Raw genomic sequence first — 21,053 nt, forward strand, 5'->3', positions numbered from 1 at the left:
GTGCGGCCATGGCCGAACAGAGCAACACCGAGATGACCGAAACGGGCGAGGTGGCGGCGGTCCCAGGGATCTCCCCGGAGCCGGAACTGTCGAGCGAGGCGGAGCCTTCGCCCGACTCCCGGCCCGCCGCCGGCAGCGAGCGGGGCCGCCCAACCGGCGCAGGTCGCGAGAGGGGGCGCGAGGGCGGACGGGAGGTCGGGGGCTTCCGGATCCGACTGAGTGAAAACGAGCAGCGGGCCGCCCAGCTGGTGCAGGAGAGCTTTCAGTTGCGCTCCACCGTGGCCGCCCTGGGCTTCTCGATCCGCACCGTGGCCCAGTTGCTGGAGCAGGGCAAGCTCGATGAGCTGGTGGTTCAACAGAGGGCCCAGGGTGGCGGCCGCCCGGAGGTGTCCCGGGACCCGTCCCGCGAGGCTACCCCGGTGCGCCGGCTGGAGCGGGGCGAACGCCGCGGCGACACCAGGGGCGAGACAAGGGGTGATGCCCGGGGCGGCGAGCGGCGCGGCGGCCGGCCCGATCCCTTCGCCCGCCCCAGCCGTCCCCAGCCCGCCCCACCCGAGCCGCTGCCCCTTGATGACACCCCTCTGGTGGAGGTGGCACCACTGCTGGATCCGGCCCTGCTCGATCAAGGCCTTGGCGATCAAGCCGTGGCCGAGGAGCCGATCCTGCCGGTCACGATCGAACCGCAACCGTGAGCGATCGCCCCAGGGTGCTCTCCGGGGTGCAGCCCAGTGGCGCCCTGCACCTGGGCAATTGGCTGGGGGCGATCCGCAACTGGGTGGCCCTGCAGGAGTCCCACGACACCTTTTTCTGTGTGGTGGATCTTCACGCGATCACCGTGCCCCACGATCCTGCCCGGCTGGCGGAGGACACGCTTCGCACAGCCGCCCTCTACCTGGCCTGCGGCATTGATCCGCAGCGCTCCACGGTGTTCGTGCAGAGCCAGGTCGCGGCCCACGCCGAGCTCACCTGGCTGCTGAATTGCCTCACGCCGTTGAACTGGCTGGAGCGGATGATCCAGTTCAAGGAGAAGGCTCTCAAGCAGGGCGACCAGGTGTCGGTGGGTCTGCTGGATTACCCGGTGCTGATGGCCGCTGACATCCTCCTCTACGACGCCGATCTGGTGCCGGTGGGTGAGGACCAGAAGCAGCACCTTGAGCTGGCCCGGGACATCGCCCAGCAGCGTGTCAACGCCCGCTTCGGCGCCAAGGGCCCCGATGGCGAGCCGATCCCGATTCTCAAGGTGCCCGAGCCGTTGATCCTCTCCGAGGGGGCCCGGGTGATGGGCCTCAGCGACGGCCGCAGCAAGATGAGCAAGAGCGACCCCAACGAGGGCTCCCGCCTCAACCTGCTCGATCCGCCCGAGCTGATCACCCGGAAGATCAAACGGGCCAAAACCGATGCGGTGCTCGGCCTGGAGTTCGGGAACGCTGAGCGCCCCGAGGCCGACAACCTGCTGGGGCTCTACGGGCTGCTGAGTGGCCAGAGCCGGGAGCAGGTGGCCGCAGCGTGCGCGGCGATGGGCTGGGGCCAGTTCAAGCCCCTGCTGGCCGAAGCGGCCGTGGAGGCGCTGCGGCCGCTGCAGGGGCGCTACGCCGAGATCCGCGCCGAGACGGGTTACCTCGATCAGGTGCTGCGGGAAGGGGGCGATCGGGCCTCTGCGGTGGCTGGGGCAACCCTGCAACGGGTCCGAGCTGCTCTGGGATTTCTGGCGGCAGGCTGACCCTCATCAACCAGGCTGATCCTCAGCCGCGCTGAGATCAGCTGTGCTGATCATTTGGCCGCGGAAAGGGGCCCCGGCAGTTCCCTCATGACCGAAGGATGCTTTCTAAGCATCCTACAGGACTTTTGTCAAGGGGGCCCTCGGGAGTCTTGCGCTCAAACGGTGTCGATAGACACAGTAAATGTCTGGATATCGATACACGTAGACAATGCCGTTATGGCCCCCCGGGGTTTTGTCGCTCCAACCGCTGAGCCTGTCGCTGCTGCTGGCGGGTCTGCCGCTGCTCTGCTCGTCCGCCGCGTCTGACCTGAGCCCGACCCCCAAGCCCGCCAGCGTGATCCTCCCCACAGCCAAGGGACCGGGCTTGTATGCGCTCACGCCCGAGCGCCGCGCCGCCCTCGAGACGATCCGCTTTGCGGAGGGAACCTGGAGCGGCGGCAGCACGAAGGGCTATCGCATGTTGTACGGCGGGGGATCGTTCCAGAGCTTTGAGCGCCATCCCGACAGGGTGGTGGTGAAGCGGTATGCCAGTGCCGCCGCCGGGGCCTATCAATTCCTGCCGGGGACCTGGCAGGCGGCCCAGCGCCAGCTCGGCCTCTCCGGGTTCGGTCCCGCCAGCCAGGATCAGGCCGCCCTCCACCTGGTGGAGAGTCGCGGGGCCCTGGTGGACGTGGATCGGGGCGTGCTCTCCGACCGTGCGATCGATCGACTGGCCCAGGAATGGGCGTCTTTCCCGACCGCCTCAGGCGGTAGCTCCTATGGACAACCCAGCAAGACGGTGACCCAGCTCCGCACATTCCACCGCGCAGCCTTGCGGCGCCACCAGCTCAGGCTTGGCGGCTCCCCAGCCTGATCCTGCGACGTCGTTGGCGTGACCAGGCAAAGGTCATGGAGGCACCTGCCAGCGGCAGCGGGTCGGGCACCTGGATCGGAATGGCACCGCCAAGGTCACGAAAGGCGTTTCCATTCACGAGAGGCGTGACGAAGCCGGAATGGCTGTGGGCACACCTGTGCTCGTCTTGATTTTTAACCATTGTCCACCCGCGTAGTTCTGGGTAAAATGGGCCTTGAAATCGGCGCTGAAGGAGAGTTGAAGGCTGGGGTTGCCCGTTTGATCTGGGTGTAGGTGGCGGTTGGGATTGGCGAGATCAATGGAGAAAAAAAACTCCCCCTGAGATGGCTCCATACAGAATGCCGGAAGCGGTCAACAGCAATGTCGCCAAAAATGTTCTGGTACGCTGTGATTCCAGCAATCGTGAATTTTGTCTTGGTGCCAGCCGTGGGTGCAGAAGGAATCGAATAGTTCAAGGGGATTTTGGTGAGCGTAGTGCTCCCTTGAGTAAAGTACCAGTAGCTGTTGTTGCAATACACAGCATTAGCAGGTTAACTGGAGCCAATCACCCTTGGGAGGGCCACATTGAGGGAACCTCAAATAATTGAGTTACAGTCGCATTTTCAGGAATAAAGGCTATATTCTATACATCCTTATTTTACAACCATATGGGCCAGCGCGGTTTTTGGGATGAAGTATGACGGATGGAGAAGATCGAGGGAATGCAGTCCTCGTTACCTAGAATCAAAGAGCTTATTTCCTGGGAGTTCTTCCGCTTTCTGCTCGTGCAGGGCTATGCCCAAGATTGGAAGAGTAATGCTAGCCGCAAAGCTATTGACCCAGTAATGATGTTCAGGATGCTGGCACTTTAGCAGTTGTGCAACTTGAGCTACGAAGAGCTTGAATATCAGGTCAACCATCGTCGTTCGTTCGAAGAATAAATTGGTCTTTGAATTATGAATTCAAATTCAGATGCCAAGACAGTCTGATTCTTTAGGGAGAGACCGATGAATGCGGGAGCGATTGAGGGGCTGTTTCAGTTGTTTAATCAGTTGCTCTGTGAGGCTGGATATTAGCCCAGAGGAGGGCAGATCGATGATGCTACAATAAAATCCTTTCCAATCCATAGAAACACAAGTGAGGAGAATCAAGAGATGAATTCAGGTAATGTCCCTGACTCATTCAAGGAGAGCCCAAACCACTTGCCCCAGAAGGATTTTGGCACACGGTGGGTGAAAAAGAATGACGTAAGTAACTACGGTTAGAAGAACAGTATTAACATTGAAAGGCACATGAATTCATTCGCAAATATGATGTTACACTGACAAGTCTTCATGATTTTCAAATGCTGCTTGCCTTGTTTGACCATGAGAATGAGCAGAATTTCTTCTTTGCAGTCTCTGTCTATGCAGGCAACATATTTTAGGAGTTTCTTATAGCCGCTGGCTTCGAAAGCTTTTTCCATGAGAAGGGCCAAAAGAACAAGCCACTATCAGAGGCCAGCAAAGCATTCAACTCAGTAAAGTCCAGGATAAGAGCTCTAGTTGAACATGTCTTTAGTCAAATTGTCATCATAATGAAAGGGAAGTATGCCCGTCTGATTTGCCTTCCACGAGTCAAGGCTTGGTGGGGACTTCGTAAACTTAGCTTCAATATTCGTCGGATTACGATGAATGCTGCGTGACTAGTCACTGCAATTGGGCAAGGGTTAATCATGTAAACATGACCTCTCTTGTAGCCGTTCAGGGGGTGGTTATGGCGTGTACGGCTCTCCGAAACGCCACCTGTCGTGCCTGTGGCTGGTCTGCAGGCGCGAAATGGGGCCAGTTGGGGCCATGGCGATGGGTCTTTAGATATCTTCAAATGACAGCCAGAGGAGCAGATCCATTGCACTGCAATGCATCTCAGTTTCATCCAGCCCCCTGATCGGGTACCCTCTCTTTAACCATGGACAAAGGTGGATGTGCAAGGACTCTCCCATGGTAGAATTATTTATTGCCTTCTATAAGCCGGCCAACATAGCAATTCTTCGAGGTGCCTTTGATAGGGTTGGGGTGCCGCCATCCCAGAACTTCAGGTTACGGGCGTCATCAACAAAGAAGAATTGTTTCCTGAGCGCATCATAGGCGAAAGCATTTGATGAACCCGTGAGGTTTATTTTGAAGATCGCCGTGGCTGATGGAATGAGGGTATTGATCTCATAGATCTTATTGTTATCGGCAATACTACAAATGAAATCTGCTCTGGCGCTCAGGGCCAAAACAGAGCCCCCATGGCCCCGCCAGGAGAGCGAAGGCAGATTTCGAGAAAGCCCTGACGGCTGCTTCATGGCTGAAGCGTGATCATCACATTCTCCCTTTTCTGCCAAATAGAAATCAAGAGAAATCAGGATTCTGCTCAAGGCTCCCTGTATACCACTCGGCCGCGCTCATCGTTGCCCACATCGAGGAGGTCGGCGATCATCAGTCGCTCGATCTCCGATCGGACCGTCCCACTGGAAGATCCACTGGGCAGCTCCACCACCAGGATGGCATCGTTGATGGTGAAGCCTTGGTGACCCACCTGCCGAGCCAGCAGGAGTAACTGTCGCTCGATCGACGGGGGGCGTGAGCGATCGGCCAACGCCAGGGCCTCCTGGAGGAGCAGGGGCTGGTTGGCTTTCTCCACCATGTCAGGGATCAGAAACAGATCGATCAGCTGCCCGATGCCGCACCAACCCATGGTCAGCAACCAGATCGTGCCGCTTAGGGGCTTGCGGGCGTAGAACCGTTGGATTCCGCAGACGCCGGCGATCGAGAGGGCCCAGAGCAGGTAGGCGATCGCCACCCGGCGCCGTTCAGGCAACGGCTTGGGCATGGCCTGAAAACTCGTCGCATCACAATCTGAACCTAAGCCAGCAGTGGCGGGTGAGCAGCCGAGCTGTTCGTAAGCTGGGCATTGCGCATCAAACTGGAGCACCAACCCTTTGCTGACAGGTGATCCTGAACGGACCTTGCCGGAGATCGATGCCGAACTGATCAGGATGGTGTGTCTGAATCGGGTTTGGCTTGGTGGCCATGTTCCTGGTCCTCGGCACCAGTGCCCAGGTGCCGATCAGGCCGCTGCATCCCGAATGGCAGCTCGCCGTGGTGGCCTCGCTGGTGGGGAAATGCTGGCTTGCTGTTGTGGGGGTGAGGTGGATGGCTTTTATAGGACAGATTCGGCCCCTGACATCGTTAACCCCGGGCGGGAGGAACAAGGTTCAGAAGAAGTATAGACCTCATAGGGAGTTCTGCCTCCCAAAGAGCTGTGTGGTCTTACATGGCAGTACCTCCACAGGAAGCGGGCCAGGCTGATCTCTGCATCCCAGCCATCGCTATAGGCACGCAGGTAGACCTCAACTCGGCTTCGCCGAGAAGCCTTCGGCTACGTACTTGACCGTACGCCATAGCCTCTCCACCAGGATGTTGTCGTAGCACCGCTTTCTTCCGGACCAGCTGATCTTGATCTTCTCGACCTGAAGCCTAGTCACGAAGTCAGTGGAGGTGAACTGGCATCCCTGGTCGGAGTGAAAGATCTCTGGCTTACGGCCACCTGAAAGTGCCACATCTCCAGGGCATCCAGACAGAACTCCGTGTCAAGGCTGTTGGTGAGCTTCCAGCTGAGCACATTCCTGGAGTAGAGATCAACGACCGCCACCAGGTAGAGAAAGCCTTTCTGCAGCGGGATGTAGGTGATATCGGTCTCCCACACCTGATCCACAGCCGTGACCTGTTTGAGATCCACCAGGCAGGGGAAGCGCTCGGATGGATCGCCGGGAATCGTGGTGCGAGGCTTCTGGTAGATCGCCCGTAAACCCATGCGGCGCAGGAGGTTTCGCACGCGGTCACGGCTGATCGGAATTCCTTCTCTGGCCAGGTAGTCCACCATCCGGCGACTGCCGCTGCAGGGATCCTCCAGGTAGTGAGCGTCAATCCTGGCCATGCGCCGCATCGTCGATTCACGCACCGGAGTGGGCCGGTAGTAGAGCGTGGATTGAGGCAGGCCCAACAGCTCGCACTGGCGGCTGACGCTGAACTCAGGGTGGTCGTGATCGACCAGCTTGCGCAGTTCATGGGCATTACATCAGTTAAGACTTCTTTTTGAGCCACTCCAGCTCCATCTGGAGTTTGCCGATCTGCTGGAACAGCTCGGCCTCCTTGGCCTGGCTCTCCTCTTTGTCGGTGCTCTTCTTGCCTCGGGTGAACAGCTCGCTGGCACCGTCCAGGAGTTGCCTCTTCCACTGGCTTACCTGGATCGGGTGAATGCCGTGGTTGGCGGCGATCTCCTGCAGTGTCTTGCGGCCGCTGATCGCTTCCATGGCGACCCTGGCTTTGAACTCGGGGCTGTGGGTACGGCGCTTGCTCATCGGTGGGACCCCCTTTCAGGGGCGATGCCCCGCCTCAGAGATTAACGATGGGGGCTGTCCAGAAAAGCCAGACCACCTAATTTTCTTGACTGTGCAGTTTTTTGAATTTTTTCGAGGTGCCCAATGGTTGCATTGTTCGACGGTTTGGCCTTACGCGATCGCCCCTGCTCGGAACCGCAACCTCAACAGCGCAGCCGCACTGTCCGCGGCAACTCCTCCGCCAGCTCCCCCTCCGCCGTGAGCGCCGGGTAGGGGCGGCCTTCACGGCGGCACCAGTCGGCCACCTGGGGGTAGGCCCACTCGAACAGCAGCTGCTGGCGCCGCTCTGCTGGCACCCCCTCCCCGGCCAGCGGCAGCAGGCCTGCCGCCTGCCGCTGGCGCAGGGCCTCGAACAGCAGCACCGCCGCCGCCACCGACACGTTCAGCGACTGCACCATGCCGCCCATCGGCACGAACAGCCCCTGGTCGACGCCGGCCGCTGCCGCGGCGCTCAGGCCCCACTTCTCCGCACCGAGCACGAAGGCGGTGGGGCCGGTGAAATCGCACTGGCGGTAGTCCATCGCTGCGCCGCCCAGCCGGGTGCCATAGATCCTGAACCCCTCCTGTCGCAGCCGTTGCAGGGCGTCCTCCACCGTGGCGTGCGGATGCACCGCCACCCACTTCTCGCAGCCCAGGGAGGTGTGGTTGAAGCGGCGGCTGCGGCCCGCCAGGCTCACCGCATGGGCTTCCAGCACCCCCACGGCGTCGCAGCTGCGCAGGATCGCCGAGAGGTTGTGGGGCTTGTCCACCGCTTCCAGCAGCACCGTCAGATCGGCCATGCGACGGCTCAGTACGGCCTTCAGCCGCTCGAAGCGGCGCGGCAGCAGGGGCATGGAACGGTGCGGAGCGGGTGCCGTTCAGTTCAGCACCACGCCTCAGTCCAGGCCAAGCATTAGTTCAGCACCGGGTCGAGGCCCGGGATCACGGCCACGGCGTCGCTGCTGCTGCGTACGGCCACACCGGCGTCGGTGCGGCGGAAGCTTCCCTGGTCGGTGCGGTTGCCGCCGGCGCCGTCGTCGGCCTGGATCGCCACCAGGCCGTTGCCGAAGAAGGCGTAGGTGTTGCGGGAGCCGTCGGCCCAGGCGAGCTGGTAGATCGTTTGCCCGTCGGGGGTCTGGGCATCGCTCAGCCGGCAGGGAATCTGCTCGGGGTCGGCGCTCTCGGGCCGCTTGAACAGGCAGAGGGTTTCGCCGCCGTCCGCGTTTGCGCCTGCCTCGGGCGGCCGGGGAGCGGCGGCCTGCTCACCGGCTGCTGCTGCCGGCAGATTCGCCAGGAAGTCGCGCACCACCGAGGCGGAAATCGCGAAGTTCAGGCCTTCGCTGTCGTTCAACTTGAAGGTGGCCACGCCCGCCACGCAGTTGCCCCTGTCCAGAACCGGACCGCCCGAGTTGCCCGGGTTCACGGCGGCGTCGATCTGAAGAATCCTGTCCTTCTCCCGCACACTGCTCACCACGCCGCGGCTCAGGCTGAACTCCAGACCCTTCGGCGCGCCGATCACGAACACCTCCTGCCCCACCGCCGCGGGATGGTCGCCCATCGCCAGCGGCGTGCCCCGGCTGCCAGCCACCGCGAGCAGGGCCAGGTCGGAGGTGGGGGTGTCGCCGCTCCCGCGGGCCACCACCTGGGCCGCATCGCTGGAACCATCCACCCACTTCAGCCGCACCGTGTCACTGCCTCGCACCACGTGGGTGTTGGTGATCAGATAGGTCTGCCCGCCCTGGTGCGCCACCACGAAGGCGCTGCCCAGCCCCTCCCCCGTCGAGACGACGGCCACCCCCTTGCTGGCGGTGCTGAACACCTGCTCGGCGCTGAGGTTCCTGGCGCTGCAGCTTCCGGCCGGGGCCATGGCCAGTTTTGGCGTCCGCGCCGGTTCACCGCTTCGCACCATGGCGCAGCTGGTGAGCAGGAGGGCCAGGCCCGTGGCACCGAGGGCGGGCCTCCAGCGGAGCGGTTTCGTTCCGGGGTGGCTGGGGATGTGGGCAGAGGGCATGGGGCCTCGTCGAGCAACGGATCAAAACAAGCTTTCGTTCTACGGTGGGTCCCCGATCCCGGGGCCGTCGGCTGGGCCCCTGCCGATGACAGGATCTTCCCGTCAGAGCCTGCGGTCCGACCTTGTCATCGCTGCCCTCCGCGCCTGGCTTCGATCAGCGGGTCTATGCCGCCGTGGCCCAGATCCCCTGCGGCCAGCTCGCCACCTACGGCCAGATCGCCGATCGGATCGGCGCCTTCGGTTGCGCCCGCCAGGTGGGCTGGGCCCTGCGCCGCCTCGCCCTGCCGTCGGAGATCCCCTGGCACCGGGTCGTCAATGCCCGTGGCCAGATCTGCATGAGCCTCAGCCGCGAGGGCAGTGACTGGATCCAGCGGGAGCTGCTGCTTGCCGAAGGCATCCCCGTCGACGCCGAGGGCCGCCTGCCCCTGCGGCGCTATCTGTGGAGGCCACCGCCACCAGCTGGTTGAGCCATCCCGCCCCATGACCGTTGCGCCGGAAGCCGTTGGCCTTGATTCGCGCCGGGTGGCCTGGCGGGCGCTCCAAGCGGTGGCGGCCGGGGCTTACGCCGATCTGGCCCTGGAGCGGGAGCTGCACCGCCTGCCGCTCGCGCCGCCGGATCGGGCCCTGGCCACCGAGCTCTGCTTCGGGGCGATCCGCCAGCGCCGCCGGCTCGATGCCTGGCTCGACCAGCTCGGCCGGGTGCCGGCCGAGCGTCAGCCGCCCCGGCTGCGCTGGCTGCTGCACCTCGGCCTCTACCAGCTGCTGGCCACCGAACGGGTGCCCGCCTCGGCGGCGGTGAGCACCACGGTGGAGCTGGCCAAGCGCGATGGCCTGGCCCGGCTGGCGCCTGTGGCGAACGGCCTGCTGCGCTCCTTCCTGCGCCGCCCCCAGCCGGATCTGCCCCTGCCACCGCTGCCCGCCGCCGCCCTCGGCCTGCGCCACTCCCTGCCCGACTGGCTGGCGGCCCAGCTGCTGCAGTGGTTGCCGCCGGATCAGGCCGAGGTCTTCGGCGTGGCGGCCAACCAGCCGCCGCCCCTGGATCTGCGGGTCAACCGGCTGCGGGCCAGCCGCGAGGCGGTGCTTGCCGCCTTCGCCGCCGCTGGGCTGGCGGCCGAACCGCTCGATGATGCGCCCTGGGGCCTCACGCTCCACGGTCGCATCGGCGACCTGCGCGAGCTGCCCGGCTACGCCGAGGGCCACTGGTGCGTCCAGGACCGCGCCGCCCAGCGGATCGCGCCCCTGCTTGATCCCCAGCCCGGCGAGCGGCTGCTGGATGCCTGCGCCGCCCCGGGTGGCAAGAGCACCCACATCGCCGAGCTGATCGGCGATGTGGGCACGGTGGTGGCGGTGGATCGCTCGGCCGGCCGCCTGCGGCGGGTGCGGGCCAACGCCGATCGGCTTGGCTTGGCCGCACTCCAGCTGCGCCAGGCCGATGCGGCCGCGCTGGGTGGCGAACTGGTGGGTGGCGAACCGCTTGGGGTGCTTTTTGATCGGATCCTGCTCGACGCCCCCTGCTCGGGCCTGGGCACCCTGGCTCGCCATGCCGATGCCCGCTGGCGGATCGACCCCGCCACGATCGAGGAGCTGGTGGGGGTGCAACGCCGCCTGCTGGAGGGGATGGTGCCCCTGCTCAAGCCGGCCGGCCGCTTGGTCTACGCCACCTGCACGGTGCACCCGGCCGAGAACGGCGGCCTGATCAGCGCCTTCCTGGCCGGGCGGCCCGACTGGAGCCAGCTCTCCGAGTTGCAGCTCTGGCCGCGGCCAGGCGGCGGCGATGGCTTCTACGCCGCCGTGCTCCAGGCCCCCGGCTGAGAGACCAGGGCGGCGGTCCAGGGCGGCGGCTTCAAGGCGGAGTTTTTATGGCGGAGTTGGCGCCACCGGGGGCGGTGGGGCGGCAGGTGGATCCGCAGCTGGCGCCGGTGGCGGGGCGGCGGCTGGAGCCGGAGCCGGAGCCGCTTCCGGCCGGGGGGCAGGGCCGGGGGCTGGCTCGTTTCGCGGTTGGGCGGGGGCAGGAACCTCGGGGCGCCATTCCTGGCGCCATCCCTGCGGTGCAGGGGTGGCGGGCGGTTCCCACCGGTCCGGTTCCCAGGGCCTGGCGTCGTCGTTGACGGCCGGCTCCTGAGGCGACCACGGCCTCTCGGCCTTCGGCTTGCTGGCCCGGAATTCGCCGGTGAGCACCGGCTTGGGCGGGAACTCGCGCACCGGCAGATCCTTGACCACCACGGTCATGTACCGGCCCCAGGCCGCGGCGGCAGCGCCACTGTCGCTGCCGGTCTTGCGGTTGTTGTCGTAGCCGAGCCAGATGCCAGTGGTGAGCTGGGGAATCGAGCCGATGAACCAGAGGTCACGGGCCCCCTCCGAGGTGCCGGTCTTGCCGGCCACCGGCCGGTCGGCCAGGGAGGCGGCGCCACCGGTGCCGCCCCGAACCACCCCCTGCAGCATCCACACCATTGCGTCTGCAATGTCGCTGTCGACGGCGCGGCGGCCCCGCTCGCCCTGCAGGCGGCGGCTCCAGAGCAGCTCGCCATTGGGGCCGCTGATCTCCTCGAAGGGGGTGGGCGGCACGAACACACCCCGGTTCACCACACCGGCGTAGGCCGCCGTCATGTCGAGAACCGTCTGCTCGTAGGCGCCGATCACCATCGGATAGAACCGGCCCAGCTCCCGGGTGATGCCCAGGCTCTTGGCTGTGGCGATCACCTTGTCGAGGCCCACCATCTGGCTGAGGGCCACCGCCACGATGTTCAGGGAGTTCTGCAGGGCCGTCGCCATCGAGACCCGGCCGAGGTAGCGGTTGCCGAAGTTCTTGGGGCAGTAGCCGGCGAAGCAGCGCGGCGAATCGAGGATGGTGGTTTCCGGCCGCATGCCCTCTTTGAGGGCGGTGAGATACACGAACAGCTTGAAGGTGGAGCCCGGCGAGCGCAGGGCCTGGGTGGCCCGGTTGAACTGGCTGGTTTCGTAGTCCTTGCCGCCCACCAGGGCCCGCACCAGGCCGGTGCCCGGTTCGATCGTGACCAGCGCCCCCTCCAGCCCGCCGTAGGCGCTGCTGTTGATCACCCGCTGCGCTTCCGCCTGCCAGGCCAGGTTGAGGCTGCTGCGGATCGTCAGCCCGCCCACCTCAAGCTGCTCGGGGCTAAGCACCTTCGGCAGCTCCTGGGCCACCCAGCTGGTGAAGTAGGGGGCCTGGCTGTTCCAGTACTTCGGCAGGGCGGACTTAAGCTTCAACGGCGCCGCGTTGGCCTCCGCCTGCTGGGTCCCGTCGATGAAGCCCGCCTCCCGCATCCGCTCCAGCACCACCGCCCGCCGCTGCAGGGACAGCTCGGGATTCACCAGCGGCGAATACACCGAGGGAGCGGGTGGCAGGCCGGCGATCAGGGCTGCTTCCGGCAGGGTGAGCTGGGCCGGGGTCTTGGAGAAGTAGATCCAGGCAGCATCGGCGACGCCGTAGGCGCTGGAGCCCAGATACACATAGTTGAGGTATTGATCGAGGATCTGCTGCTTGCTGAGCTGGCGCTCGAGCTTGCCGGCCAGGGCAGCCTCCTTGAGCTTGCGCACGAGGGTGCGGTCCTGGCTGAGGTACACCGTGCGGGCCAGCTGCTGGGTGATCGTGCTGGCTCCCTCCTCCACCGCCCCGCTGCGGATGTTGCGCAGCATCGCCCGGCCGATTCCCACCGGATCGACGCCGCCGTGTTCGTAGAAGCGCCGGTCTTCGGCGGCCACGAAGGCCTGGCGCAGCAGTTTGGGCATCTCGCCGCTGGCCACCTTGTCGCGGGTGGCGGGGCCGAGTTTCTGCAGCACCTGGCCGTCGGCCGAGAGGATCGTCACCGTGCCGGGGCGGTTGAAGGTGTTGATCCGCTCCGTTTCCGGCAACAGGCCGTCGATGCCCCGCACCAGGGCAGCCTGGCCGAAGGCCACCAGGCTGCCGGCCCCAGCCGCCAACATCGCCACGATCACCAGCTGGCGTCGCCGGCTTCTGCGCAGCTGGCGGCCCTCCCCCTGGCGGGCCGTCGCGCTCACAGGACCACCGTTAGCCGGCTGTGGCCGATCGCCAGCGCCGTGACCAGCATCCCCAGCACCAGAAAGGGCTGGGCGCTGGCCTGATACTTCACATCGAAAGCCACCGGATCCCGCAGCAGCCAGAGGTCCTGGAAAGTGATCTGGGGAATGATCAGCAACACCAGCAGCACCGCAGCGAAGTGCTGGTCGATCGCAATCAGCACCGCCACCATGGCCAGCTGGAACAGGTCGATCATCGCGGCGCTGATCCAGCTGGCCCGCTCGATGCCGAACACCACCGGCAGGGATTGCAGCCCCAGGGCCCGGTCACCCTCCACGCTCTTGAAATCGTTGACCACGGCGATGCCCAGGCCGGCCAGGCTGTAGGCCAGGGTGAGGCCAGCGGTGGCCCAGGTGAGACGGCCGAACAGGGCCTGGCCGGCCCACCAGGGCAGGGCGATGTAGCTGGCGCCAAGGGCGTAGTTGCCGAGCCAGCCGTTCTGCTTGAGCTTCAGCGGCGGCGCCGAATAGATGTAACTGACCAGGGAGCCCCCCAGGGCGAGCAGCAGCAGCACCGGCGTGGTGTGGCCGGCCCAGAGGTCGAGGCCGCCGGCCACCGCCAGGCCTGCCAGCAGCAGCACCCAGATCTGCGTCCGCACCTGCTCCAGGCCGATGGCGCCGGAGGGGATCGGCCGGTAGGGCTCGTTGATCGCGTCGATCTCGCGGTCGTAATAGTCGTTGAGGGTCTGGGTGTAGCCGGCCAGCAGCGGCCCACTCATCACCATGCAGGCCAGGGCGGCCAGCACCTCGGGACCTCTCCAGCTGAACCCCCCTGAAGCGGCCGCGCCGCAGATCACTCCCCAGATCAGCGGAATCCAGGTGACCGGTTTCATCAGCTGCAGGCGCAGCTTCCAAAGGCTGGTGGTGCCGGTGGCCCCCTTCATGCCGAGCAACTGGCGGGCGCCTCCGCTGCTGGAGGGGGAGTCGGGAGCGTCGCTCAACGGATTGAAGCGGAGATCGCCAGCATGATGGAGCGCTCTAGGCCGGAGCGATCTCGTCGTCGAAGAACCAGCCGCTGCTGCCGTTGCTCAGCTCCACCACCACGCCGATGCCGCTGCCGTCGGTCATCTTGTAGCCGCGAACGGTACCGGTGGCATCGCTCTTGAGAACCTCGACCAGATCGGCCGGAATGCGGTCACGCACCCGGGTGATCTTGACCTTGGAGCCGATCGTGATCGTGCCTGGGGTGGCAGCCTGAGTCATGGCCTGCGCGGCTGGACAAGTGGCGCAACCTTAACAGCGCCCCCTGTCTGAGATTCCATGGTCGCCAAGCGCCTGATTCCCTGCCTCGACGTGGCCGATGGACGGGTGGTCAAGGGGGTGAACTTCGTGGGGCTTCGCGATGCGGGTGACCCGGTCGAGTTGGCCTGCCGCTACGACGCCGCCGGCGCCGACGAGTTGGTGTTCCTCGACATCGCCGCCAGCCACCAGGGCCGCAGCACCCTGGTGGAGCTGGTGCGCCACACCGCCGAGGCGCTGACGATCCCGTTCACGGTGGGGGGCGGCATCGGCAGCGTCGAGGGCATCACCGAGCTGCTCCGCGCCGGCGCCGACAAGGTCAGCCTCAACTCATCGGCCGTGCGCGACCCGGAGCTGGTGGCGGCGGGCGCCCGCCAGTTCGGCTGCCAGTGCATCGTCGTGGCGATCGATGCCCGCCGCCGCGCCGATGGCAGCGGCTGGGACGTGTTCGTGAAAGGGGGCCGGGAGAACACCGGCCTCGATGCCGTGGCCTGGGCCCGCCGGGTGGTGGCGCTCGGTGCCGGTGAACTCCTGCTCACCTCGATGGATGGCGATGGCACCCAGGCCGGCTACGACCTGGCCCTCACCCGGGCCGTGGCCAGCGCCGTGGCGGTGCCGGTGATCGCCTCCGGTGGCGCCGGCTGCATCGACCACATCGCCGCCGCCCTTGAGGAGGGGCAGGCGGCCGCGGCGCTGCTGGCGTCCCTCCTGCATGACGGGGTGCTCACGATCGGGCAGATCAAGACGGGCCTGCTGGAGCGGGGGCTGCTGATTCGGCCCCTGGAGCCCGCGGGGCCATGTGACGTGACGTTACATTGATTGTGAGAATTTCATCACTACATTTCACTTCTCCCTCCCCCCGTGTCGGCTCTGTCGTCCCCTGTCGCCACTGTCGTTGCCTTGCTGACGGTGGTTCTGGTGGTTGGGCTGGTGGCCTGGGCGCTCTCGCTGATGCAGGCCGCCAACGACCGCCAGGAGTTTTCGCTGATGCTGGCCGGCTGCATGGTCTGCTCCGCCGCGGTTGGTCTCACCACGGTGATGGTGCTGACCTTTGCGAGCCCCAACCGGTTGCTGGCCGCCGGAGCCGGCTTCGGGTTTCCAGGCGGTGAGGAAGTAATCAGCCTCGATGCGGTCTCCCTGCCCTGGGCCACCTCCCTCGACTGCCTGGTGGATCCAGCCCGCTGCACCGCTCTGCCATCCTCCTGAGCAACTGTTCGCCGCCGTCGCTTGAAGCCCGGTGATCCCGAGGCGGTGCGTGAGCTGTTCGAAGCGATCGCGCCCCGCTACGACCAGCTCAATGACCTGCTCAGCCTTGGCCTGCATCGTCTCTGGAAGAGGCAGGCGGTGCAGTGGTTGCGGCCCCGACCTGGCCAGCGCCTGGTTGACCTGTGCTGCGGCACCGGTGATCTGGCCCTGGTGCTGGCGGCGAAGGTGCGCCCGGGCGGCAGCGTGCTGGGCCTCGACGCCGCTTCCGCGCCCCTGGCGCTCGCCCGCCGCCGCGGCTTGCGCCAGCGGTGGCTGCCCGTGCGCTGGCAGCAGGGCGATGCCCTGGCAACCGGCCTCGCCGATGGCTCCGCTGACGGGGCGGTCATGGCCTATGGCCTGCGCAACCTGGCCGATCCGGCGGCGGGGTTGCGGGAACTGAGGCGGCTGCTGCGGCCGGGTGGCCGTGCCGCGGTGCTGGATTTCAACCGCCCCGATCCCGCCACCGCTCCGGGGGCGCTGGTGGCGGGCTTCCAGCGGCTTTACCTGCGCCGCCTGGTGGTGCCCGCCGCCCGCAGGTTCGAGCTGACCGAGCAGTACGCCTATCTGGAGGCCAGCCTGGCGTGTTTCCCCAGCGCAGCGGAACAGGAGCGGTTAGCCGCCGCCGCCGGTTTCAGCGCCGTGCGTCACCGTCCCATCGCGGCCGGCTTAATGGGCCTGCTGCAGCTGGTGGCCTGAGCCCGCTCTGAGAGGATCGACCCATGCTTTTTCAGGACATCATCGGCACCCTGAACCGGTTCTGGGCCGAGCGGGGTTGCCTGTTGCTGCAGCCCTACGACACCGAAAAGGGGGCGGGCACCATGAGCCCCCACACGGTGCTGCGGGCGATCGGGCCGGAGCCCTGGGCGGTGGCCTACCCCGAACCCTGCCGCCGCCCCACCGACGGCCGCTACGGCGACAACCCCAACCGTGCCCAGCACTACTTCCAGTACCAGGTGTTGATCAAGCCGTCGCCGGACGGCATCCAGGAGACCTATCTGGCCTCGCTGGAGGCCCTGGGCATCCGCGCCGCCGACCACGACATCCGCTTCGTGGAGGACAACTGGGAATCCCCCACCCTCGGCGCCTGGGGGGTGGGTTGGGAAGTGTGGCTCGATGGCATGGAGGTGACCCAGTTCACCTACTTCCAGCAGTGCGGCGGCCTCGATTGCCGGCCCGTGTCGATCGAGATCACCTATGGCCTCGAGCGGCTGGCCATGTACCTCCAGGATGTGGAGAGCCTCTGGGAGCTGCGCTGGAACGCCACCCGCAGCTACGGCGACATCTGGCTGCCGTTCGAGAAGGGCCAGTGCAGGTACAACTTCGAGGCCTCCAATCCCGAGCGCCTGCTGCAACTGTTCGCCCTCTATGAGGCGGAGGCCGCCGACCTGGTGGCGGCGAAGCTGCCGGCTCCGGCGTTGGATTACGTGCTCAAGTGCAGCCACACCTTCAACCTGCTGGAGGCCCGGGGCGTGATCTCGGTCACCGAGCGCACCGCCACCATCGCCCGCATCCGTCACCTGGCCAGGCAGGTGGCTGAAGCCTGGCTGGAGGAGCGCCGGGATCTGGGCTTCCCGCTGCTGGGCGAGGCGGCCCGCCAGGCGCTGCTGGCCGAGTCTTTCGGGTGAAGCGCACCCTGCTGGTGGGGCTGCTGCTGGCCGGCGCCTTCCAGGCCGGCCGCCTCACCGAACGGGCGATCTGGCCCTGTCGCCTGCGGCCGCTCGCAGGCCTGGTGGCCCCCCTGCTCGGTCAGGAGCTGCCCAGCCCCGAGCTCTGCGACCTGATGCTCAAGCTGCCCAGCTTCTGAGCACCAGGTCGCAGAGCTCGGGGTCAACCGGCCGCGGCGGGGGAACCCTAGAGGGTGCGGTTCGGAGCGGGAGCTCGATGCCAGTGCTGTCGCGGCCACTGCTGATGAGGCCCCCTCTGACGATCCCCCTGGTTGTGGTCTCGCTGGCGCTGGCGGGGCTCAGCCTCGGCGTGATCCCCCTCGACGCTCCCCTCCGCTGGCTGGCCCTCGGCCTGGTCAGCGCCCTGGCCTGGTGGCTGGCGGGCTCGCACGGGGCCGCCCCGGCAACCCGCCTGGCCCTGCTGGTCGTTGCGCCGGCCCTGCTGCTCTGGGGCCTGGCGGCCCAGCCCCAGCCTGGTCGCGCCGATCCGGTGCGGCTGCTGCCCGCCGCGCCGCTGGCACGGCTGCCGGTGCAACTGCAGGGCCGCCTCGGCGGCGACCCCCAGCCCCGCGGCGAGCAGGGCGGCTGCCGCTCCGAGCTGGAGCTGGCCGGCGGCCGCACCGAACTGTTGTTTCGCCGGTGCCCTCCCTTGCAGCAGGGCTGGCGGCTGGCGGTACGGGGCGAGCTGCGCCGGCCGGCCACCGGTCCCCATCCGCTGTTGAGCGGTCCGGCCGAGCGGCTGGCCCGCCAGGGGATCTGGAGCCAGCTGCAGGTGGAGGGCCAGCCCGAGGTGCTGGAGCGACCCTCCACCCCGGTGGCGGGATTGCGGCGACGAATGGCGGCGGCCCTGCTGGAGCACGGCGGGCCGGAGCGGGGCGGGGTGCTGGCTGCCCTGGTGCTCGGCAGCGCCGTGGTGCCCCTGCCCAGCGACGTCCGCGACGCCTTCCGGGTGGCCGGGCTCTCCCATGCCCTGGCCGCCTCCGGTTTCCACCTCACCGTGCTGCTGGGGGCCGTGATGGCCCTGGGGCGCCACCTGCCCCGGCCACCCCGGGCGGCTTTGGCGGTGGGGGCCATGCTGCTGTTCCTGCTGCTGGCCGGCCCGCAGCCCTCTGTGGTGCGGGCGGTGCTGATGGGGGGTGTGGCCTTCGCGGTGCTCGAGAGCGGCGGCCGCAGCCGTCCGCTCGGGGTGCTGCTGCTCAGCGTGCTGGTGATGCTGCTGGTGCGTCCCAGCTGGCTGCTGGATGTGGGTTTTCAGCTCTCGGTGGCGGCCACCGCCGGCCTGATCCTCACCGCCTCCGACCTGGAGGCGGCCCTGGTGCGGCGGCTGCCGGCCTGGGCGGGGGCCCGCTGGATCGGGGCGGGTCTGGCGGTGCCGGTGGCGGCCTCGCTCTGGACCCTGCCGCTGCAACTGCTCCATTTCGGCGTGGTGCCGCTGTATGCGGTGCCCGCCAACCTGGTGGTGGCGCCGCTGCTCACCCCACTCACCCTCGGGGCGATGGCGATGGCCCTGGCCGCCGTGATCCTGCCGCCCCTGCTGCCCCTGCTGGCCTGGCCCCTGGGGATGCTCACGGGGTTGCTGCTGCTGCTGGTGCGCGGCTTCGCGGCGTTGCCGATGGCCCAGTGGCAGATCGGGCGGCCCCTGCCCTGGCTGGTGCTGTTGTTCTTTCTCGCCCTGCTGCCCTGGCTGCTGGCAGACCTGGGCTGGCGACGCCTCGGGGCGGCCGGTATCGGGCTCACCCTGGCCCTGCACCTGGCCCTGCTGGGCGGCGACCAGGTGCTGCTGATCCACCAATGGGGTGGGGATCTGCTGCTGGCCCGCCACCGGGGCCGCGGCGCCCTGGTCAGCAGCCGCGCCGATGGCCTCAGCTGCGCCACCGCCGCCAAGCTCGCCACCGGGCTCGGCCTGGCCCGCTTCGACTGGATCGCCCTGCTCGACCCCGTGGCGGCGGACGAGCCCGCCTGCTGGAGCGCCCAGGGCTCCCTGGTGCTGGCTTCCACTGACGGCAGCGCTCCGCTGGCCCCGGGCCAGCGGCTGGAAAGCCCCGGCCTGGTGCTCACACCGCTCAGTGCCGACAGCCGCGCCCACACCTTGGCGGTGGGGGGTCACCGTTGGCTGGTGCTGCCGGATCCGCAGTCGCTGGCAGCCTGGCAGCTGGCCACGGCCGGGGTGGGCGGGTCCGGAACGGCGGCTCTGCCTGTGGAAATGGCCCAGCTCAGTGGCGCCTGGCTCGGCTTCCAGCCCCGCCGCGGCGAGCAGCAGGCCGTGACGGCGGCAGCTCCCCGCCGGATCTGGGTGAGCGGCCACTGGCCGGGGGCGCCGCGGGGCTGGCAAGCCAGCGGCGCCAGTGGATCGTTGCAAGGCCCGGCCGGCTGACGGCTCCGTAAAGTTCAGCTTCGTGCGGGCCGCTCAGCCGGCTCCGGGCGAAGCCGGAGAGGTGGCTGAGTGGTCGAAAGCGAACGACTCGAAATCGTTTGAAGGGAAACCTTCCGTGGGTTCGAATCCCACCCTCTCCGTTAACCGAGATTTTTGGGGTTTTCCTGGGGGTCCCTTGACGTCCCTGGATGTACCCATACTGATTGCAGTGCAGCGGATCTGGGGGATTGGGGCGTCCCAAGGCATCCCTGGAAAAACCGGGGCAGAAAAAAATAGTGGTGGTGTAATAGGTGGTTACGATTTGGAGTGGTGGTGTAAATGCGCCATGGCTCTAACCGACGCAGCTGTTCGCGGGCTGCCACTGCGGTCTCAGCGTTACCGGGTTTCCGACAGCGCCGGCCTGCTGCTCGAGGCGGATCCGGTTGGCGGCAAGTACTGGCTCTGGCGCCACCGTTTTCCTCCCACCAAAGACGGCCGCCTGCAAGATCTGAGGCTTGGGCCCTATCCAGCCGTCTCTCTGAAAAGAGCCCGCGAACTCAGAGATGAACAGAAAAAGCTGCTGCACGACCAGGGAATCATTCCCTGCGAGGCCAAGCAGCGGCACAAAAGCGAGCGTTTGGGCGTCCATCAGAAGCTCACGTTTGAGGCGGTGGCCCTCGATCGGCGCCGCACCAAGAGCGCCGGCACCTGGAGCGCTCGCCATGGCGAAGACGTGATCAAGAAACTCAACAAGGATATTCTCCCGGCGATCGGCAGCATGGCCATTGCCGAGATCTCCGCTGTGGATTGCCTGGGCGTGTTGCGCTCCATTGAGAAGCGGGGTTCTCACGAGACCGCCAAGCGCTCGCTTGGGGTCATCAGCATGGTGCTGGATTACGCCGTGGCCCTCGGCCATTGGACCAGCAACCCAGCCCACTCCCTCAAGCGCCACGCCCCGGTCAAGCAGACCATCACCCACTTCCCCTGCCTGCTTTGGAGCGAGCTGCCCGAGCTCTTGGGGGCGATGCGCACCAACACCGTCAAGGCAGATCCCACCACCCTCAACGCCATGTGACTGTTGGCACTGACCTTCGTGCGCACCAGCGAGCTGATCGCTGCGCGATGGGAGGAGATCGATCCCAGCTGGCGCGGACCAGATGGCGATCACCAGGCTGTCTGGACGGTGCCGGCCGAGCGGATGAAAGGCAAGCGCGGCATCCGGAAGGAGCATCTGGTGCCCCTGAGCCGTCAGGCCGCGGCGATCCTGCAGGCCCAGTCCCTCCTCACAGGCCCCAAGGGCTTCGTGTTCAAGAGCTTGCGCACCAGCAGCGGTGACTTTCAGGGAAGGTGTCACTCCTTGGCTGCCACTCAGGCGGCCTGGACCAAGGCTAGCGCGAGGATCGGTTCGGGCTCTTCTGGTGGCTTGTTGATCCACACTTCTTCGGGTTGACGCCAGCAGCGGGTGCTTCGGCTCCACCGAGTTGGATTGGCCCGACGGGCCTTCTCGTAGACATCGACTCGCTTCTTG

The 21,053-nt window shown here is 66.5% G+C and carries 23 protein-coding genes and 1 tRNA gene; 15 read left to right on the forward strand and 9 right to left on the reverse strand.

Translation table 11 applies throughout. From position 1 onward, the window contains the following. Window positions 1-8 precede the first annotated feature (8 nt). The 4 genes from KBY66_RS13495 to KBY66_RS13510 all read left to right on the forward strand — a co-directional run bounded on the left by KBY66_RS13495 (window position 9) and on the right by KBY66_RS13510 (window position 3,424). Window positions 9-692 carry a hypothetical protein gene (locus tag KBY66_RS13495; protein ID WP_255090134.1) on the forward strand — a complete coding sequence of 228 codons (684 nt, stop codon included), beginning with the start codon at window positions 9-11 and terminating at the stop codon, window positions 690-692. Continuing rightward, window positions 689-1,720, forward strand: a complete 1,032-nt coding sequence (gene trpS, locus KBY66_RS13500; protein ID WP_255090135.1) for a tryptophan--tRNA ligase — start codon at window positions 689-691, stop codon at window positions 1,718-1,720. Before KBY66_RS13495 ends, trpS begins: the two co-directional genes overlap by 4 nt. A 232-nt stretch (window positions 1,721-1,952) precedes the next feature. After that, complete coding sequence (locus KBY66_RS13505; protein WP_255090136.1) at window positions 1,953-2,573, forward strand: glycoside hydrolase family 104 protein; 621 nt, start codon at window positions 1,953-1,955, stop codon at window positions 2,571-2,573. Between the two features lie 683 nt (window positions 2,574-3,256). Beyond that, a complete protein-coding gene (locus KBY66_RS13510; protein WP_255090137.1) occupies window positions 3,257-3,424 on the forward strand; it encodes a hypothetical protein in 168 nt (55 codons plus the stop codon). Between the two features lie 1,130 nt (window positions 3,425-4,554). Here the strand turns inward: KBY66_RS13510 and KBY66_RS13515 are convergent. The 6 genes from KBY66_RS13515 to KBY66_RS13540 all read right to left on the reverse strand — a co-directional run bounded on the left by KBY66_RS13515 (window position 4,555) and on the right by KBY66_RS13540 (window position 8,968). Beyond that, window positions 4,555-4,953 carry a hypothetical protein gene (locus KBY66_RS13515; protein ID WP_255090138.1) on the reverse strand — a complete coding sequence of 133 codons (399 nt, stop codon included), beginning with the start codon at window positions 4,951-4,953 and terminating at the stop codon, window positions 4,555-4,557. Then, window positions 4,950-5,408, reverse strand: a complete 459-nt coding sequence (locus KBY66_RS13520; RefSeq protein ID WP_255090139.1) for a TM2 domain-containing protein — start codon at window positions 5,406-5,408, stop codon at window positions 4,950-4,952. Before KBY66_RS13520 ends, KBY66_RS13515 begins: the two co-directional genes overlap by 4 nt. Window positions 5,409-6,059: 651 nt before the next feature. Beyond that, window positions 6,060-6,581, reverse strand: coding sequence for a DDE-type integrase/transposase/recombinase (locus KBY66_RS13525; protein ID WP_255090140.1), 522 nt, complete (start codon window positions 6,579-6,581; stop codon window positions 6,060-6,062). 79 nt (window positions 6,582-6,660) lie between these two features. Next, window positions 6,661-6,939 carry a transposase gene (locus KBY66_RS13530; protein WP_255090141.1) on the reverse strand — a complete coding sequence of 93 codons (279 nt, stop codon included), beginning with the start codon at window positions 6,937-6,939 and terminating at the stop codon, window positions 6,661-6,663. A 182-nt stretch (window positions 6,940-7,121) separates the two neighbouring features. After that, complete coding sequence (trmH, locus tag KBY66_RS13535; protein WP_255090142.1) at window positions 7,122-7,811, reverse strand: tRNA (guanosine(18)-2'-O)-methyltransferase TrmH; 690 nt, start codon at window positions 7,809-7,811, stop codon at window positions 7,122-7,124. A gap of 59 nt (window positions 7,812-7,870) precedes the next feature. Next, complete coding sequence (locus KBY66_RS13540; RefSeq protein ID WP_255090143.1) at window positions 7,871-8,968, reverse strand: S1C family serine protease; 1,098 nt, start codon at window positions 8,966-8,968, stop codon at window positions 7,871-7,873. 131 nt (window positions 8,969-9,099) lie between these two features. Between KBY66_RS13540 and KBY66_RS13545 the strand changes: the two genes are divergently transcribed. Together KBY66_RS13545 and KBY66_RS13550 are read left to right on the forward strand one after the other, a co-directional pair. Next, window positions 9,100-9,435, forward strand: coding sequence for an MGMT family protein (locus KBY66_RS13545; RefSeq protein ID WP_255090157.1), 336 nt, complete (start codon window positions 9,100-9,102; stop codon window positions 9,433-9,435). A 13-nt stretch (window positions 9,436-9,448) separates the two neighbouring features. Then, the gene (locus KBY66_RS13550) at window positions 9,449-10,780 is read left to right on the forward strand and encodes a 16S rRNA (cytosine(967)-C(5))-methyltransferase (protein WP_255090144.1); all 1,332 of its coding nucleotides are present in this window, start codon (window positions 9,449-9,451) and stop codon (window positions 10,778-10,780) included. Window positions 10,781-10,825: 45 nt separating this feature from the next. Here KBY66_RS13550 and KBY66_RS13555 read toward each other — a convergent pair whose 3' ends face one another. From KBY66_RS13555 to KBY66_RS13565, 3 genes are all read right to left on the reverse strand, one after another. Continuing rightward, window positions 10,826-12,910 (reverse strand): transglycosylase domain-containing protein, encoded by a 2,085-nt coding sequence (locus KBY66_RS13555; RefSeq protein WP_255090158.1) that lies wholly within the window; start codon window positions 12,908-12,910, stop codon window positions 10,826-10,828. A gap of 71 nt (window positions 12,911-12,981) precedes the next feature. Then, entirely contained in the window at window positions 12,982-13,965 is a 984-nt protein-coding gene (gene chlG / locus KBY66_RS13560; protein WP_255090145.1) for a chlorophyll synthase ChlG, read from the reverse strand. Window positions 13,966-14,002: 37 nt separating this feature from the next. Further along, complete coding sequence (locus KBY66_RS13565) at window positions 14,003-14,227, reverse strand: DUF2862 domain-containing protein (protein WP_255090146.1); 225 nt, start codon at window positions 14,225-14,227, stop codon at window positions 14,003-14,005. Between the two features lie 57 nt (window positions 14,228-14,284). Here KBY66_RS13565 and hisF point away from each other — a divergent pair, with 57 nt between their 5' ends. From hisF to KBY66_RS13610, 9 genes are all read left to right on the forward strand, one after another. Further along, on the forward strand, window positions 14,285-15,082 hold the full coding sequence (gene hisF / locus KBY66_RS13570; protein ID WP_255090147.1) for an imidazole glycerol phosphate synthase subunit HisF: 798 nt from the start codon (window positions 14,285-14,287) through the stop codon (window positions 15,080-15,082). Between the two features lie 42 nt (window positions 15,083-15,124). Beyond that, window positions 15,125-15,469, forward strand: coding sequence for a hypothetical protein (locus tag KBY66_RS13575; protein ID WP_255090148.1), 345 nt, complete (start codon window positions 15,125-15,127; stop codon window positions 15,467-15,469). A 21-nt stretch (window positions 15,470-15,490) separates the two neighbouring features. After that, a complete protein-coding gene (ubiE, locus tag KBY66_RS13580; protein WP_255090149.1) occupies window positions 15,491-16,204 on the forward strand; it encodes a bifunctional demethylmenaquinone methyltransferase/2-methoxy-6-polyprenyl-1,4-benzoquinol methylase UbiE in 714 nt (237 codons plus the stop codon). 23 nt (window positions 16,205-16,227) lie between these two features. Next, the gene (gene glyQ / locus KBY66_RS13585; protein WP_255090150.1) at window positions 16,228-17,133 is read left to right on the forward strand and encodes a glycine--tRNA ligase subunit alpha; all 906 of its coding nucleotides are present in this window, start codon (window positions 16,228-16,230) and stop codon (window positions 17,131-17,133) included. After that, window positions 17,130-17,312 carry a hypothetical protein gene (locus KBY66_RS13590; protein WP_255090151.1) on the forward strand — a complete coding sequence of 61 codons (183 nt, stop codon included), beginning with the start codon at window positions 17,130-17,132 and terminating at the stop codon, window positions 17,310-17,312. Before glyQ ends, KBY66_RS13590 begins: the two co-directional genes overlap by 4 nt. 104 nt (window positions 17,313-17,416) lie before the next feature. Further along, window positions 17,417-19,546 (forward strand): ComEC/Rec2 family competence protein, encoded by a 2,130-nt coding sequence (locus KBY66_RS13595; protein ID WP_255090152.1) that lies wholly within the window; start codon window positions 17,417-17,419, stop codon window positions 19,544-19,546. A gap of 55 nt (window positions 19,547-19,601) precedes the next feature. After that, window positions 19,602-19,686: transfer RNA gene (locus KBY66_RS13600), tRNA-Ser, on the forward strand. A 185-nt stretch (window positions 19,687-19,871) separates the two neighbouring features. Further along, on the forward strand, window positions 19,872-20,600 hold the full coding sequence (locus tag KBY66_RS13605) for a tyrosine-type recombinase/integrase (RefSeq protein WP_255090153.1): 729 nt from the start codon (window positions 19,872-19,874) through the stop codon (window positions 20,598-20,600). 3 nt (window positions 20,601-20,603) lie between these two features. After that, window positions 20,604-20,975, forward strand: coding sequence for a tyrosine-type recombinase/integrase (locus tag KBY66_RS13610; RefSeq protein WP_255090154.1), 372 nt, complete (start codon window positions 20,604-20,606; stop codon window positions 20,973-20,975). Window positions 20,976-21,053: the final 78 nt, after the last annotated feature.

The sequence above is a fragment of the Synechococcus sp. Tobar12-5m-g genome (genome assembly GCF_024345415.1).
In the GTDB taxonomy this organism is placed as follows: Bacteria; Cyanobacteriota; Cyanobacteriia; order PCC-6307; family Cyanobiaceae; genus Regnicoccus.